The organism is Streptomyces sp. NPDC020965, from assembly GCF_044333555.1.
Lineage (GTDB): Bacteria > Actinomycetota > Actinomycetes > Streptomycetales > Streptomycetaceae > Streptomyces.
On record NZ_JBIRRE010000002.1, the window covers coordinates 432030 to 446940 of the forward strand.

Here is a 14911-nt window from a genome sequence, read left to right on the forward strand (position 1 = left end):
TGACGGAGCGGGACTGGACAGGCCGGGGGGTCTTGTCCGGCCCCGCTCCCACTCGTTCGCCTGATCCGTTCCGTTTTGATTCGTCCGCCGCTCGCCGCCGCCCGGGTGCGGGCCCCGTACGGAGGCTCAGGTCAGCGTGCGGGTCCGGTGGCGACCCGCCGCCGCGGCGGCGACCCGGCCCAGCGCCTCGTCCCTGGCGCAGGCGTGCGCCCCGAGCGCCGTCTGGCGGGCCACGATGCTCCGTTCGGCCCGCATCAGCCGCCAGCCCCGGCGCAGCAGGAACGCCACCGACTTCCGCCCCTCGCGCAGATCGCGGGTGAGCCGGCGCCGGAATGTCGTCGAAGGCCGGCCCCGCAGACAGAGCGCGTCCGCCAGCACGCCCGACTCCGCGCACCGCGCCACGATGTCCGCCGCGAAGATCCCCTCCGCCACGAACAGGGTCGTACGGTCGATCGAGAACGACTCCCGGCCCACCCGCGCGCTCGTGGCGATGTCATAGACCGGGACGGTCGTACGCCCCGTCCGGCACAGCTCCTCGATCGCCGCCACCGCCGCGTCCGCGTCCCAGGAGAGCGGTGAGTCCCAGTCGATGTCCTGGCTCCCCATGACCAGCGGCAGCGTGGTGTCGTTGCCCTCTTTGTAGAAGTCGTCCAGACGCAGCACGGGAAGTCCCGTACGGGCGGCGAGGGACGACTTTCCGGAACCGGAGGGGCCCGTGAGCAGGACCACGCGAGTGGAAATCGGCAGCGGGCCGGTGGATGCAGTCACGGGACACCAGTGTGAGGCATTGACCCGTGAAGGGGACCCGTCCGGCGGGCCGGTGGATTGAGGATCACACCTCAACTACGCTGAGTGCTCGTCCGATTACTCGCTAGGTGGGAACTCCATGGCACGTCATACAGCTCAGCACTCCCGGCGCATCGGCCTCCGCGCCGGTCTGACCGTCGCGGCCGTGGCCGCGACCTTCGCCGCGGGCGAGACCGCGCACGCCGCGCCCGCCCCGCCCGCGGGCGGCCTCGATGCGCTGACCCAGATCCTGCCGCTGCCGACGACGGGAGTGGCCGGCGCGGTCACCAACTCGGTCTCCGGCATCGGCTACCTCAAGAACCTCCAGCTCAACCCGCTCGCCAAGACCGGGGTCGACCCGCTGACCAATGGCGTCGGCACCCAGATCGCCGACTTCAAGCCCATCTCCACGACGCTGGTCACCGGCGCGCTCTCCGAGGGCGGCGGGCTCAAGGATCTGCCGCTGGTGGGCGGAGTGGTGCAGGCGCTCCCGCTGTAGCGCATTCGTAGATCCCGGTCTCGGTCCGGCGGCAGGGCAGAGCCCCCTGTCGCCGGACGGGACGACAGGGGGCTCCGATCAGGTCCTCGGAGAGGGGTCCTCAGTAGGAGGCCCCGGAGGTGCCCAGCGCGCCCGTGGGGTGCCAGACCGTCTTGGTCTCCAGGAACGCCGTCATGCGACGGATGCCGGGGTCGGCCGCGTAGTCCACCGGCTGCGGACGCAGGACCCGCTTCAGATTCTCCGCCGCCGCGATCTCCAACTCCTTCGCCAGCGCGTCGTCGGCGCCGGTGAGGTCGATCGCGTTGACGTCCTGGTGCGCGGCGAGCGGGGCCGCGATCTCCGCCGTACGGCCCGACAGCACATTGACCACCCCGCCGGGGAGGTCGGACGTCGCCAGCACCTCGCCCAGCGAGAGCGCGGGCAGCGGCGACTTCTCGCTCGCCACGACGATCGCGGTGTTGCCGGTGGCGATCACCGGCGCGAGCACCGAGACCAGCCCCAGGAAGGACGAATCGCGCGGCGCGAGCACCGTGACGACACCCGTCGGCTCGGGCGTGGAGAGGTTGAAGTACGGGCCGGCAACCGGGTTGGCGCCGCCCACCACCTGGGCGATCTTGTCCGTCCAGCCCGCGTACCAGACCCAGCGGTCGATCGCCGCGTCCACCTGGGCCGCGGCCTTGGCCAGCTCCGCCTTCTTCGCGGGGGAGTGGCCCTCGGCCTCCGCGACCTCCCGTACGAACTGCTCGCGGCGGCCCTCCAGCATCTCCGCGATGCGGTACAGGATCTGACCGCGGTTGTACGCGGTCGCGCCCGACCAGCCGCCGAACGCCTTGCGGGCCGCGACCACGGCGTCCCGGGCGTCCTTGCGGGAGGAGAGCGGGGCGTTCGCCAGCCACGCGCCCTTGGAGTCCGTCACTTCGTACACCCGGCCGCTCTCGGAGCGGGGGAACTTGCCCCCGACGTACAGCTTGTAGGTCTTGAGGACAGTGAGACGGTCAGACATCGAGGTATCCCTCCAGGCCGTGCCGGCCGCCTTCGCGGCCGAAGCCGGACTCCTTGTAGCCGCCGAAGGGCGAGGTCGGGTCGAACTTGTTGAACGTGTTGGCCCAGACGACGCCCGCCCGGAGCTTGTTCGCCACCGCGAGGATGCGGGAGCCCTTCTCCGTCCAGATGCCCGCCGACAGGCCGTACTGGCTGTTGTTGGCCTTGGCGACCGCCTCGTCCGGCGTACGGAAGGTCAGCACCGACAGCACCGGGCCGAAGATCTCGTCGCGGGCGACCGTGTGCGCCTGGGTGACCTTGGTGAACAGCGTCGGCGCGAACCAGTAGCCGTTCTCCGGCAGCTCGCACTCCGGCGACCAGCGCTCGGCGCCCTCGGCCTCGCCGGTCTCCGCGAGCGCGGTGATCCGGGCGAGCTGCTCGGCCGAGTTGATCGCACCGATGTCGGTGTTCTTGTCCAGCGGGTCACCGAGGCGGAGCGTGGCCAGCCGCCGCTTCAGCGAGTCGAGCAGCTCCTCCTGGATCGACTCCTGGACCAGCAGCCGCGAACCGGCGCAGCAGACCTGGCCCTGGTTGAAGAAGATGCCGTTGACGATCCCCTCCACGGCCTGGTCGATGGGGGCGTCGTCGAAGACGATGTTCGCGCCCTTGCCGCCCAGCTCCAGCGTGACCTTCTTCCGGGTGCCCGCGACCTCGCGCGCGATGGCGCGGCCGACGGCGGTCGAGCCGGTGAACGCCACCTTGTCGACGCCCGGGTGCGCGATCAGGGCCTGGCCGGCGCGGCCGTCGCCCGTCACGATGTTGACGACACCCCGGGGCAGGCCCGCCTGGCGGCAGATGTCCGCGAAGAAGAGCGCGGAGAGCGGTGTCGTCTCGGCGGGCTTCAGCACCACCGTGTTGCCGGTCGCCAGCGCCGGGGCGATCTTCCACGCGAGCATCAGCAGCGGGAAGTTCCACGGGATGACCTGGCCCGCCACGCCCAGCGGGCGCGGGTCGGCGCCGAAGCCGGCGTGGTCGAGCTTGTCGGCCCAGCCCGCGTAGTAGAAGAAGTGCGCGGCGACCAGCGGGAGGTCGGAGTCGCGCGTCTCCTTGATCGGCTTGCCGTTGTCCAGCGTCTCCAGCACCGCCAGCTCACGGCTGCGCTCCTGGATGATCCGGGCGATCCGGAACAGGTACTTCGCCCGCTCCGAACCGGGCAGCGCGGACCAGGTCGTGAACGCCCGGCGGGCGGCGCCGACCGCGCGGTCGACGTCCTCGGCGTTGGCCTGGGTGTACTCCGCCAGCACCTCTTCGGTGGCCGGGGAGACCGTCTTGTTGCGGGCGTCGCCCGAACTCTCGACGAACTCTCCGTCGATGAAGAGCCCGTACGACGGCGCGATGTCGACGATCGCGCGGGATTCGGGGGCGGGTGCGTAATCGAAAGGCTTCGTCATGTCCGCTCAGTCCACAGTCACATAGTCGGGGCCGGAGTAACGGCCGGTGGCCAGCTTCTGGCGCTGCATCAGCAGATCGTTGAGCAGGCTCGACGCGCCGAAGCGGAACCAGTGGTTGTCCAGCCAGTCCGTGCCGACGGTCTCGTTGACGAGGACGAGGAACTTGATCGCGTCCTTGGTGGTACGAATGCCGCCCGCCGGCTTCACGCCGATCTGTACCCCGGTCTGCTCCCGGAAGTCCCGGACGGCCTCCAGCATGAGGAGGGTGTTCGCCGGAGTGGCGTTGACCGCCACCTTGCCCGTCGAGGTCTTGATGAAGTCCGCGCCGGCCAGCATGCCGATCCAGGAGGCGCGGCGGATGTTGTCGTACGTGGACAATTCACCGGTCTCGAAGATGACCTTCAGCCGGGCGGTGCCACAGGCTTCCCGCACCGCGCGGATCTCGTCGTACACCTTCAGGTACTTGCCCGCCAGGAACGCGCCGCGGTCGATGACCATGTCGATCTCGTCGGCTCCGGCGGCCACGGCGTCACGGACGTCCGCGAGCTTCACCTCACGGCTCGCGCGGCCCGCGGGGAACGCGGTGGCGACGGACGCGACCTTGACGTCCGCCCCGCCCAGGGTCTCCTTGGCGGTGGCGACCATGTCCGGATAGACACAGACCGCGGCGGTGGCGGGGGTGTCGCGGTCGGTCGGATCCGGCCGGAGGGCCTTGGCGGCGAGCGCCCGGACCTTGCCCGGGGTGTCGGCGCCTTCGAGGGTCGTGAGGTCGATCATCGAGATGGCGAGATCGATGGCGTACGCCTTGGCGGTGGTCTTGATCGACCGGGTGCCGAGGGCGGCGGCGCGGGCCTCCAGTCCGACGGGATCGACGCCCGGGAGCCCGTGGAGGAAGCGGCGGAGGGTCTGGTCGGAGGCGGTCACGTCGGCCAGTGCGGGGGTGGATGCGGTGGGCATGGTCACCACCTGAGCATATCTACGCGCGTAGCGACCTGTACAGGGGGTGGGGTTGAGGGGGCGCGGGAGGCTGCGGTTGAGATGCCGGGCGCGGGCGGTCGCCGCTGCGGTCACAGAGGCTCCCCGAGCGGGCTGGAGCGCGGTCGGGCCGGGGCGTACGGCAGAATCGGGGTATGACCAGCTCGCAGTCGCCCGTGGAGCCCACCTACGCCGATCGTGTCTTCCGATCGCCCGCGGCGATGGGCGGTGGCGCGCTGCTCCTCGGCCTCATCGCCTGGCTCGGTGGTGACGCCGTCGTCCGCGGTGACGGGAGCACGCCCTGGTTCGCCGTGGCGGCCGTGCTGATCGCCGCGCCGCTCGTCGTCGCCTTCAGCGTGCGGCCCGCCGTCTTCGCCAATGACGACCGGATGCGCGTCCGCAACCCCTTCCGCACGATCTCCCTCCCGTGGAACGCCGTCGACTCCATCCGCGCCGGCTACTCCAGCGAGGTCTTCACCAAGGGCGGCGCCAAGTACCAGCTCTGGGCCATCCCCGTCTCGCTGCGCCAGCGCAAGCGCGCGGCCCGTCAGCAGGCGCGGAAGGCGGGCGACGATCCGCACGGCCGGACGTCCGTCAGCGCCGACGTCCAGGACACCCGGGCCCGTACGGCCCGCTCCGACCAGACGATCAACGAGCTGCGGAGCCTCGCCGAGAACAACGCGGCCCGACCCGGCGCGCAGGGCGAGCCGCTGGTCCGCTGGGCCTACGAGATCATGGCCCCGGCCGCGGCCGGGGCCGTACTCCTCGCCGTGCTGTTGGCCATCGGCTAGGGCCTTTCGTTTGGATCTTGCTGGGCTCGCGCGCGCTGGCACCGCACGTCCCTTCGGCCCTGTGGGCCTGGGGGCCCGGGGAGAGCCACGCCTGGGCCTGGCAACCTGGGAGGTGCCCCCACGGCGCGTTGTCGTCAGTCGTCAACGTGCCCCCGTAGCCCCGCGGGCACGGGAGGGACCCCCACCGCGTTGGCTCTCCCGCACCTCCCGGCCGGGAGGTGGCCCCATCCTCCGCCTTGCGATACGTCCCCTAGGCCCTGTGGCCTGGGGAGGCCCCACGTCTAGGCGCTGCGGGTCTGGGGAGACCCCACGCCTAGGCCCTTGCGGGCCTGGGGAGACTCCACGCCTAAGCCCTGCGGCCCGGGGAGGCCCCATGCACCAGACGCCCGCTCACTGATCCAGCCTGATCTAAACGAAAGACCCTAGGGCGGGCGGGTTGCCAAAGTCCCGTCTGGCCCACGCCCCCGGCACGCACTCCCCCTGCGCCCTGGGGGCGCGGGAGGTGCCCCTCGCTGTGTTGTCGGAGTGGCCCGAGCCCAGTCCAGTACGAGGACGATCTCCTCCTGGCTTCGCCGGGGGACCACTGCGTTGCGATTCGTCCCCTCGGCCCTTCGGGCCTGGGGAGACCCCACGCCTCGGCCCTTGGGGCCTGGGGAGACCCCACGCCTCGGCCCTTGGGGCCTGGGGAGACCCCACGCCTCGGCCCTTGGGGCCTGGGGAGACCCCACGCCTTGGCCCCTGCGGGTCTGGGGAGACCCCTCGCCTAGGCGCTGCGGGCCTGGGGAGACCCCACGGATCTGGCGCCGCGGGCTGGTTCTCGAAGACAGCTCGGACAGCTCGGGCGGCGGGACAGGATCTCGGGCCGCCACGACGGGCTCACGGCGGGCCCTGCCAGACCAGCAGTATGTAAGCGCCGGTCCAGGCCGATGTCAGCGTGGCCGTCAGCAGTACGACCGCGACGGTCACCGGCCGGCGTGCCCGGGCCAGCGCGCGGGCGATCGGCAGCAGCAGGGGGAAGCCCGGCAGCAGGAAGCGGGCCCGGGGGAAGTACACGCCCGCGCTGCCCAGGACCACCAGCAGCAGGACCCCCGTGAAGACGAGCAGCGGCAGCGGCTGGCGGTCGGCCGCTGACAGTAGGAGAAGCACCGCCGAGGCGATCAGCACGGCCGAGACGATGAGCAGGAACAGCTCGGGGCGCGTGGTGTAGACGAGCTGCTGGCGCAGTTCGAGGAGGGTCGCCCGGCCGCCGTCCCACTCGTTCTTCCAGAGCCGCTGGACCGCGAAGTAGCCGTCGGCCCGGCCGACCCGCAGCCCCACCCAGGCGACGAACGCCAGCCACCCCAGGGGGGCGAGCAGCGCGCCGGCCAGCGCTCCGCGGCGGTCGCCCGGTGTCCGGCAGGCGAGCAGGGCGGTCACCGAGACGGCCGCCGCGACGGCGACCCCCGTGGGGCGGGTCAGCCCCGCCAGCGAGGCCAGCGCTCCCGCGGCCGGCCAACAACCGCCGATGACCGCGTACAGCGCCCAGGCGGCCAGGGCCGTGAAGAGCGATTCGGTGTACCCCATCCACTGCACGATCGCGACGGGCAGCGCGCCCCACAGGACGGTGAGCAGGGTGCCCACCCGCCGCCCGTACAGCCGGTCGCCCACCGCGAAGATCCCCCAGGCGGCGATGAAGGAGCAGCCGATCGCCAGCAGCAGTCCGGCGCTCGCGCGCGAGCCGGGGGTGACGGCCGCGACCGCCTTCACCAGGAGGGGGTAGAGCGGGAAGAAGGCGAGGTTGTTGTCGTTGACCCGGGTGCCGAGCGCCTCGGCGTAGCCGTGGTCGGCGATGCCGAGGTACCAGCCGGAGTCCCAGGAGGTGGCGAGCGTCGGCCAGACCCCGTGGCCCTTGACGTGCGCCAGATGGGTGAGGAAGGCGAGTCCGCAGAGCCGTACCGCCAGGTACGCGGTGAGCGCGGGGGCCGCCCGCCGGAGCGAGCGCAGCAGCCGGTGCCGCACCCCCGGCGTGCCGCCGCCTCCCGGGGCCGGGGGGCGGCGGGAGGCGGGGACGAAGGCGTGCACGGTCGCTGCGGGGGACAACGGCGGCTGCTCCTGGGAATCCGTAGGGGACTACCGGGTCACCATTGCCCGCTGGCACCGGCGCGCGGGGCGCGCGCCGGTGGAGCCGGAGCAGATTCACCCAAAAGGGCTGCCGTCAGATACCGGCGGCGGTCGCGAGGTCTCGTTTGATGGCCGCGAGGACCGTCGTGGCGCGTTCGCGCGCGTCCTGGAGACCGCTCGCGTCAGCGACCGGGACCACGACCTCCAGATAGCACTTGAGCTTGGGCTCGGTGCCGCTGGGACGGACGATCACCCGGGCCGTGTACGCGCCGCCGAGGGTGTAGCGCAGCCCGTCGGTGGGCGGGAGGGCGTCCGTGCCGTGGGTGAGGTCCTCGGCGTTGACGATGTCGAGGCCGGCCAGCGCGGTCGGGGGCGCGGTGCGCAGGCGGCGCATCGCGTCGGCGATGACGGTGAGGTCCTGGACCCGGACCGAGAGCTGGTCGGTGGCGTGCAGACCGTGTGCCACGGCGAGCTCGTCGAGGAGGTCGAGGAGGGTGCGCCCCTCCTCCTTGAGGACCGACGCCAGTTCGGCGACGAGCAGCGCGGCGGTGATGCCGTCCTTGTCGCGGACGCCCTCGGGGTCGACGCAGTAACCGAGGGCCTCCTCGTACCCGTACCGCAGGCCCTCGACGCGGGCGATCCACTTGAAGCCGGTGAGGGTCTCCTCGTACGGCAGTCCGGCGGCCTCGGCGATCCGGCCCAGCAGGGAGGAGGAGACGATCGACTCCGCGAAGGTGCCGCGCGCGCCGGTGCGGACGAGGTGCGCGGCGAGCAGGGCGCCGACCTCGTCGCCCCGGAGCATCCGCCAGTCGCCGTCGGCGGGGACCGCGACGGCGCAGCGGTCGGCGTCCGGGTCGTTGGCGATCACGATGTCCGGGCGGGCCTGGCGGGCGGTCGCGAAGGCGAGGTCCATCGCGCCGGGTTCCTCCGGATTGGGGAACGCGACGGTCGGGAACGCGGGATCGGGCTCCGACTGCTCCGGTACGAGGGTGGGCGCGGGGAACCCGGCCCGCGCGAAGGCCGCGGTGAGCACCTCCGTGCCGACGCCGTGCAGGGCCGTGTGGACGACGTGGGCGGTGCGCGGGGACCCGGGGGTCAGGACGGCGTCCGTACGGGCCAGATAGGCCGCCAGCACCTCGTCGTCGAGGGTCTCCCAGCCGGTGTCGGCGCGGGGTACGTCCCGCAGGCTCCGGACGGCGTCGATCTCGGCGGCGATCTCCGCGTCGGACGGCGGCACGATCTGGGTGCCGTCGCCGAGATAGACCTTGTAGCCGTTGTCCCGCGGCGGGTTGTGGCTGGCGGTGACCTCAACCCCGGCGACCGCGCCCAGGTGCCGTATGGCGAAGGCGAGTACGGGGGTGGGCAGCGGGCGCGGCAGTACGGCGGCGCGCAGTCCGGCGCCGACCATCACGGCGGCGGTGTCCCGGGCGAAGTCGGCGGACTTGTAGCGGGCGTCGTAGCCGATGACGACGAGGCCGTCGCCCTGGCCCTGGGCCTTGAGGTAGGCGGCGAGACCGGCGGCGGCGCGGATCACGACGGCCCGGTTCATCCGCATGGGTCCGGCGCCCAGCTCGCCGCGGAGTCCGGCGGTGCCGAACTGGAGGGTGCCGCTGAAGCGCGCGGCCAGTTCTTCCTGGTCACCCGTCTCGATCAGCTTGCCCAGCTCGTCCCGGGTGTCGGGGTCCGGGTCCTCCGCGAGCCACGCCTGGGCCCGCGCGATGAGGTCCTGCTGCACGGTCGCTCCGCCTCTCGTGTCCATCTGTCGTGTGGCCCTCGGACGGCGGGGCCGCTTCCGGGGGACAGCCTGCCGTGCCCCCCTCCGTACGAGGGTGTTCCGCGCGGCCGTGCCCCCGTCGCCAGCCTGCTGGCGGTACGGCACGGCCGCGGAGTGGCTCAGAGCCGCGCCAGCACCCGGGTGAGCAGCTCGCCCATCCGGGCCGCCGAATCGCGGCCGGCCTGGAGGACCTCCTCGTGGTTCAGCGGCTCACCCGACAGGCCCGCGGCCAGATTGGTGACGAGGGAGATGCCGAGCACCTCGGCGCCCGCCTCGCGGGCCGCGATGGCCTCCAGGACGGTGGACATGCCCACCAGGTCGCCGCCGAGCACCCGGACCATGTTGATCTCGGCGGGCGTCTCGTAGTGCGGGCCGGGGAACTGGACGTAGACGCCCTCTTCGAGCGAGGGGTCGATCTCCTGGCACAGCGCCCGCAGCCGGGGCGAGTAGAGGTCGGTCAGATCGACGAAGTTCGCGCCCACGATCGGCGAGGTCGCGGTGAGGTTGATGTGGTCGCTGATCAGCACGGGCTGACCGGGGCGCATCCCGTCGCGCAGACCGCCGCAGCCGTTGGTCAGGACGATGGTCTTGCAGCCGGCGGCGACCGCGGTGCGCACCCCGTGGGCGACGGAGGCGACGCCCCGGCCCTCGTAGTAGTGCGTACGGCCCAGGAAGAGCAGGATGCGGCGGTCGCCGACGCGGTACGAGCGGATCTTGCCGCCGTGGCCCTCGACGGCGGGCGGCGGGAAGCCGGGCAGGTCGGTCACCGGGAACTCTGCCTCGGGCGCCCCCAGCGCCTCCACGGCCGGCGCCCAGCCGGAGCCCATCACCAGGGCCACGTCATGCGTCTCGGCGCCGGTCAGTTCGCGCAGGCGGGCGGCGGCGGCGTCGGCCGTGTCGTAAGGGGAGACGGTCGCGCCGTTGAGGTCCGGGTTCACAGATTCGTTCACGCGAATGAGGGTAGCCGGTGATTCCCTACGCGCGTAGATGCGGCAGCGCACGGTCCTCGGATCGTTGTCTTGTCGTTTCCGACGAAGCCGCTGGCCGGACCGGGGCGGCCAGCTCAGCAGGGCCGCTTGCGCAGCTCCATCACATAGTCGTGGGGCGCGCCGGCGGAGTCGGCGGCGTCCGCCAGCTCACCCAGGTAGCGCGCGGAGGGCAGTCCGCCCTCGTACCCGTTCAGGACGTACACCCACGCCGGCTCCTCGCCGTCCAGGGTGTGCACCCGGACCCGCATCCGCCGGTAGATGTCCATCCCGACACCCTCCCAGCGGTCCATCGAGTCCTCGTCCATCGGGGCGATGTCGTACAGCGCGATGAAGACCTGGGAGCGCGGCGCCTCCACGATGGTCGACAGCGCCCCCTCCCAGCCCATCTGCTCGCCGCCGAACGTCAGCCGCCAGCCGTTGAGCCAGCCCGTGCCGCGCAGCGGGGAGTGCGGAGCGCGGCGGGTCATCAGCCGCGCGTCGAGGTTGCCGGCGTACGCGGCGTAGAGCGACATGAGATTGAGGGTACGGGAGGGGCGCGGGTGGCCGCCTTTTCCCGACGTGGCTGAGCCCTCGTTCCCGGGGCGGTCCGGCGCCCGCCGCGCCGCGGTGGCCACGCCCCGGAGTGGTGGGCCCCGCCACCGGGGGAGCGGGCGCCCCTACCCCGTACGGTGGGAGAACGTCCGTACGGACCCCTCGGCGGAGGGGCTGATTCCCGGGTGCCCTCCCGGGTGCGCCGCGCCCGGGGTGGCGGGTCCGCGTCCATTGGGAGGGGCCGGGGACGAAGGAGTTGAAGCGTGCGGGACAATGGGGTACGTACTCCAGCCCAGCGGGACCACCCGACCCCCCCGGCAGCAACGAGAGCGCGAGGCGTAACCCCAGTGACCCGGATCGTGATCATCGGCGGCGGACCCGGCGGATACGAGGCGGCCCTGGTGGGCGCCCAACTCGGCGCGGAGGTGACCGTCGTCGACTGCGACGGCCTCGGCGGCGCGTCCGTACTGACTGACTGCGTGCCGTCGAAGACCCTCATCGCCACGGCCGAGGTGATGACCACCTTCGACTCCTCGTACGAGGAGCTGGGCATCATCGTGGCCGACGACACCCCGCCGATGGAGCAGTCCGCCCGTGTGGTCGGCGTGGACCTCGGCAAGGTCAACCGACGGGTGAAGCGGCTCGCCCTCGCCCAGTCCCACGACATCACCGCCTCCGTCACCCGGGCCGGTGCCCGGGTGCTGCGCGGCCGGGGCCGGCTGGAGGGCCAGCAGGCCATGGACGGCTCCCGCACGGTGGTCGTCACCGCCGCCGACGGCACCGAGGAGCGGCTGATCGCCGACGCCGTCCTCATCGCCACCGGTGGCCACCCGCGCGAGATCCCCGACGCCCTCCCCGACGGGGAGCGCATCCTGAACTGGACCCAGGTCTACGACCTCGACGAGCTGCCCGAGGAACTGATCGTGGTCGGCTCCGGCGTCACCGGCGCCGAGTTCGCCGGCGCCTACCAGGCGCTCGGCTCCCGGGTCACCCTCGTCTCCTCCCGCGACCGGGTGCTCCCCGGCGAGGACCCGGACGCCGCCGCGGTCCTGGAGGACGTCTTCCGCCGCCGCGGTATGAACGTCATGGCCCGCTCCCGCGCCGAGTCCGCCAAGCGGGTCGGCGACCGGGTCGAGGTCACCCTCTCGGACGGCCGGGTCATCTCCGGCACCCACTGTCTGATGGCCGTCGGCGCCATCCCGAACTCCGCCGGCATGGGGCTGGAGGAGGCGGGCGTACGGGTCAAGGACTCCGGCCACATCTGGACCGACCGGGTCTCCCGCACCAACACCCCCGGTGTGTACGCGGCCGGTGACGTCACCGGCGTCTTCGCGCTGGCCTCCGTCGCGGCCATGCAGGGCCGGATCGCGATGTACCACTTCCTGGGCGACGCGGTGACGCCGCTCAATCTGAAGACGGTCTCGTCGAACGTCTTTACCGACCCGGAGATCGCCACCGTCGGTTACACCCAGGCGGACGTGGACGCGGGCCGGATCGACGCCCGGGTCGTCAAGCTGCCGCTGCTGCGCAACCCCCGCGCGAAGATGCAGGGCATCCGGGACGGCTTCGTCAAGATCTTCGCGCGGCCCGGTACGGGCATCGTGGTCGGCGGCTGTGTCGTCGCGCCGCGCGCCAGCGAGCTGATCCACCCGATCTCACTCGCCGTCGACAACAACCTGACGGTGGAGCAGATCGCCAAGGCGTTCACCGTCTACCCCTCGCTCTCGGGGTCGATCGCCGAGGTCGCACGGCAGCTGCACACCCGGAAGGCGTCGGGCGACGCGTAACCGGCGAAGAAACCCGGACACCTCCGGGCACATCGCCGCGCACGCGATCAACTTTGTGCTCACCTATACCACTTGTCGGCCCTGGGTGAGCGCAATACTTGGTATTCACCGCATACTGCTGAAAACTATCGGTCGCTCACGTTACTGTCAGTTTCGTGTTCGCTGCAGAACGTCGCCAATTGATCCTTGAAATGGTGCGCGCCAACGGAGCCGTGTCGCTCCGTGAGCTCGCCCGCGTCGTCCAGACCTCCGAAGTGACCGTACGGCGGGACGTGCGGGCGCTGGAGGCCGAAGGACTCCTCGACCGCCGCCACGGCGGTGCGGTACTGCCGGGCGGTTTCACGCGGGAGTCCGGCTTTCCGCAGAAGTCCCTGTCCGCCACCGCCGAGAAGACCGCCATCGCCGACCTCGCCGCGGGTCTCGTCAATGAGGGCGAGGCGATTGTCGTCGGCGCCGGCACCACCACGCAGGAGCTGGCCCGTCGGCTCGCGCGGGTGCCGGGACTGACGGTGGTCACCAACTCCCTGCTGGTCGCGCAGGCGCTCGCGCACGCCAATCGCGTCGAGGTCGTCATGACCGGGGGCACCCTCCGCGGCTCCAACTACGCGCTCGTGGGCAGCGGGGCCGAGCAGTCGCTCCAGGGCCTGCGAGTCTCCCGGGCCTTCCTCTCCGGCAGTGGCCTCACCGCCGAGCGTGGGCTCTCCACCTCCAACATGCTCTCCGCCAGCGTCGACCGGGCGCTGGTGCAGGCCGCGGCGGAGGTCGTGGTCCTCGCCGATCACACCAAGCTCGGCGCCGACACCATGTTCCAGACCGTACCGACCGATGTGATCACCCGGCTGGTGACGGACGAACCTCCGACGCTCGACGACCGCGCGGCGACCGAGCTCCAGGCGCTCGCCGACCAGGGCGTGCAGATCACCGTCGCGGGGTCGGGCGCCGCCGAGACCGACGCGGCTCCGGGCCGGCCACCACGCCGCGATATGCCGCTCCCGGGCCAGCGCCGCACGCGCGGCGGCGGGCCGCAGCGGCTGAGCGCGGCGGGCGGACTGGAGCCCGGCGCGGTGGAGCGGAACGCGAGAGTCGCCGACCTCCGCCGTCGCTGATCACGGCGGGACACAGCGGGTCACGGCGGACCGCAGCAGGTCACAGCGGGTCGCGGTTGGCCGCGGCGGCTGATCGTGGCGGGTCGGGGCCGGGCAGCGGATCGCGCTTGGCCGAGGCCGGTCGCTGCGGGGCGCGGTGGGCCGGGGCGGGGCGCGGTGACCGATCGCATCCGAGGCCCCCGACAGGGGGTGGAGGGCCCCAGCGGCCTTCGGCGCCCGCTGGGCCCCGGCCTTGAGGCGTCCGGGGCTTCCTGGGGCCTTGGCGCCCCGTCAGGCACCCCTGAGGGGGCTTTGTACGGCCCGGGGCCATGGTGGTGTCGAGTGACGCGCATCCCCGACCGCGCCGTGCCGGTGCCCGACTCTCCGCGCGCCGGCCCGGGGCCCGCGAAGGTCGTACGTACGGAGGCCGAGGCGCCGGCCACTCCCCGTCCCGGCGCGGGAGCGCGGGGTCAGGTGGGGGTGCCCGGGATCAGGTGTGGGGCGCGGGGTGCTCCGGGGCCGGCCGGAGGTCCGGGCGCAGGCCCCGCAGGGTGAGATTCAGCAGCCGGTCCGGCAGATCCGGGTCGTCCGGGGTCTGCTCGGAGGCCAGCGCTATCGCGTTCGTCAGTTGCATCAGATCGCCGATCGCCACCTCATCGCGCACCGCCCCGGCCTCCCGCGCCCGCGCCAGCAGCAGGTCCCCCGCCTCGTACAGCGGCACACAGCACGGCCACAGCGCCGAACTCCGGTCCTGTGAGGCCGACATCAGCGCCCGGGAGACGCCCCGGTACTCACCCGCGTGAGTGATGAGGGCGCGCAGCCACTCCATCAGCGCCGCGCACGGCCGCTCCGCGCGCGCCAGCTCGCGGGAGCGCTCCAGCAGGGCGCCCGCCCCTTCCTGGAAGACCGCGTTCACCATGGCCTGGCGGTTGGGGAAGTGGCGGTAGAGCGTGCCGATGCCGACGCCCGAGCGGCGGGCGATCTCCTCCAGGGACGCGTCGGTGCCCTGTTCGGCGAAGACGGTGCGGGCCTCGGTGAGGAGCCGTGCGTAATTGCGCCGGGCGTCGGCCCGCATGGGTCGTACCGTGCCCGCCGCCGTACTCGTCGCCATCACGCCGTCCTTCCTGGGTCCCCCCGGCCGGGGTCTCCAGGATGCCACCGG

Annotated in this window: 13 protein-coding genes; 4 read left to right on the forward strand and 9 right to left on the reverse strand. The window is 72.5% G+C overall.

All coding sequences use genetic code 11. The features are described from left to right. Nucleotides 1-126: 126 nt before the first annotated feature. Complete coding sequence (locus tag ACH4S7_RS08825) at nt 127-843, reverse strand: uridine kinase (protein ID WP_398520393.1); 717 nt, start codon at nt 841-843, stop codon at nt 127-129. A gap of 43 nt (nt 844-886) precedes the next feature. Between ACH4S7_RS08825 and ACH4S7_RS08830 the strand changes: the two genes are divergently transcribed. Next, the gene (locus ACH4S7_RS08830) at nt 887-1285 is read left to right on the forward strand and encodes a hypothetical protein (RefSeq protein WP_398520394.1); all 399 of its coding nucleotides are present in this window, start codon (nt 887-889) and stop codon (nt 1283-1285) included. Nucleotides 1286-1385: 100 nt separating this feature from the next. Here ACH4S7_RS08830 and ACH4S7_RS08835 read toward each other — a convergent pair whose 3' ends face one another. The 3 genes from ACH4S7_RS08835 to deoC are packed head-to-tail and all read right to left on the reverse strand — an operon-like array spanning nt 1386 to nt 4674. Continuing rightward, nucleotides 1386-2288, reverse strand: coding sequence for an aldehyde dehydrogenase family protein (locus ACH4S7_RS08835; RefSeq protein WP_398520395.1), 903 nt, complete (start codon nt 2286-2288; stop codon nt 1386-1388). Continuing rightward, complete coding sequence (locus tag ACH4S7_RS08840; protein ID WP_398520396.1) at nt 2281-3717, reverse strand: aldehyde dehydrogenase family protein; 1437 nt, start codon at nt 3715-3717, stop codon at nt 2281-2283. Before ACH4S7_RS08840 ends, ACH4S7_RS08835 begins: the two co-directional genes overlap by 8 nt. A gap of 6 nt (nt 3718-3723) precedes the next feature. Further along, nucleotides 3724-4674: a deoxyribose-phosphate aldolase gene (deoC, locus tag ACH4S7_RS08845; protein WP_398520397.1), complete on the reverse strand. Its 951-nt coding sequence runs from the start codon at nt 4672-4674 to the stop codon at nt 3724-3726. A gap of 173 nt (nt 4675-4847) precedes the next feature. Here deoC and ACH4S7_RS08850 point away from each other — a divergent pair, with 173 nt between their 5' ends. Further along, entirely contained in the window at nt 4848-5483 is a 636-nt protein-coding gene (locus tag ACH4S7_RS08850) for a PH domain-containing protein (protein ID WP_398520398.1), read from the forward strand. A gap of 876 nt (nt 5484-6359) precedes the next feature. Here ACH4S7_RS08850 and ACH4S7_RS08855 read toward each other — a convergent pair. From ACH4S7_RS08855 to ACH4S7_RS08870, 4 genes are all read right to left on the reverse strand, one after another. Further along, a complete protein-coding gene (locus ACH4S7_RS08855) occupies nt 6360-7562 on the reverse strand; it encodes a hypothetical protein (RefSeq protein ID WP_398520399.1) in 1203 nt (400 codons plus the stop codon). A gap of 115 nt (nt 7563-7677) precedes the next feature. Next, a complete protein-coding gene (locus ACH4S7_RS08860) occupies nt 7678-9318 on the reverse strand; it encodes a phospho-sugar mutase (RefSeq protein ID WP_398520400.1) in 1641 nt (546 codons plus the stop codon). Nucleotides 9319-9476: 158 nt separating this feature from the next. Further along, complete coding sequence (locus ACH4S7_RS08865; RefSeq protein WP_398520401.1) at nt 9477-10307, reverse strand: purine-nucleoside phosphorylase; 831 nt, start codon at nt 10305-10307, stop codon at nt 9477-9479. 113 nt (nt 10308-10420) lie between these two features. Next, nucleotides 10421-10858 carry a gamma-glutamylcyclotransferase gene (locus tag ACH4S7_RS08870; RefSeq protein ID WP_398520402.1) on the reverse strand — a complete coding sequence of 146 codons (438 nt, stop codon included), beginning with the start codon at nt 10856-10858 and terminating at the stop codon, nt 10421-10423. 366 nt (nt 10859-11224) lie between these two features. Here ACH4S7_RS08870 and ACH4S7_RS08875 point away from each other — a divergent pair, with 366 nt between their 5' ends. Continuing rightward, nucleotides 11225-12664 (forward strand): NAD(P)H-quinone dehydrogenase, encoded by a 1440-nt coding sequence (locus tag ACH4S7_RS08875; protein ID WP_398520403.1) that lies wholly within the window; start codon nt 11225-11227, stop codon nt 12662-12664. Nucleotides 12665-12819: 155 nt separating this feature from the next. Further along, nucleotides 12820-13770, forward strand: coding sequence for a DeoR/GlpR family DNA-binding transcription regulator (locus ACH4S7_RS08880; protein ID WP_398520404.1), 951 nt, complete (start codon nt 12820-12822; stop codon nt 13768-13770). A 469-nt stretch (nt 13771-14239) separates the two neighbouring features. Here the strand turns inward: ACH4S7_RS08880 and ACH4S7_RS08885 are convergent, their stop codons facing one another. Then, nucleotides 14240-14860 carry a TetR/AcrR family transcriptional regulator gene (locus ACH4S7_RS08885; protein ID WP_398520405.1) on the reverse strand — a complete coding sequence of 207 codons (621 nt, stop codon included), beginning with the start codon at nt 14858-14860 and terminating at the stop codon, nt 14240-14242. Between the last annotated feature and the right edge of the window lie 51 nt (nt 14861-14911).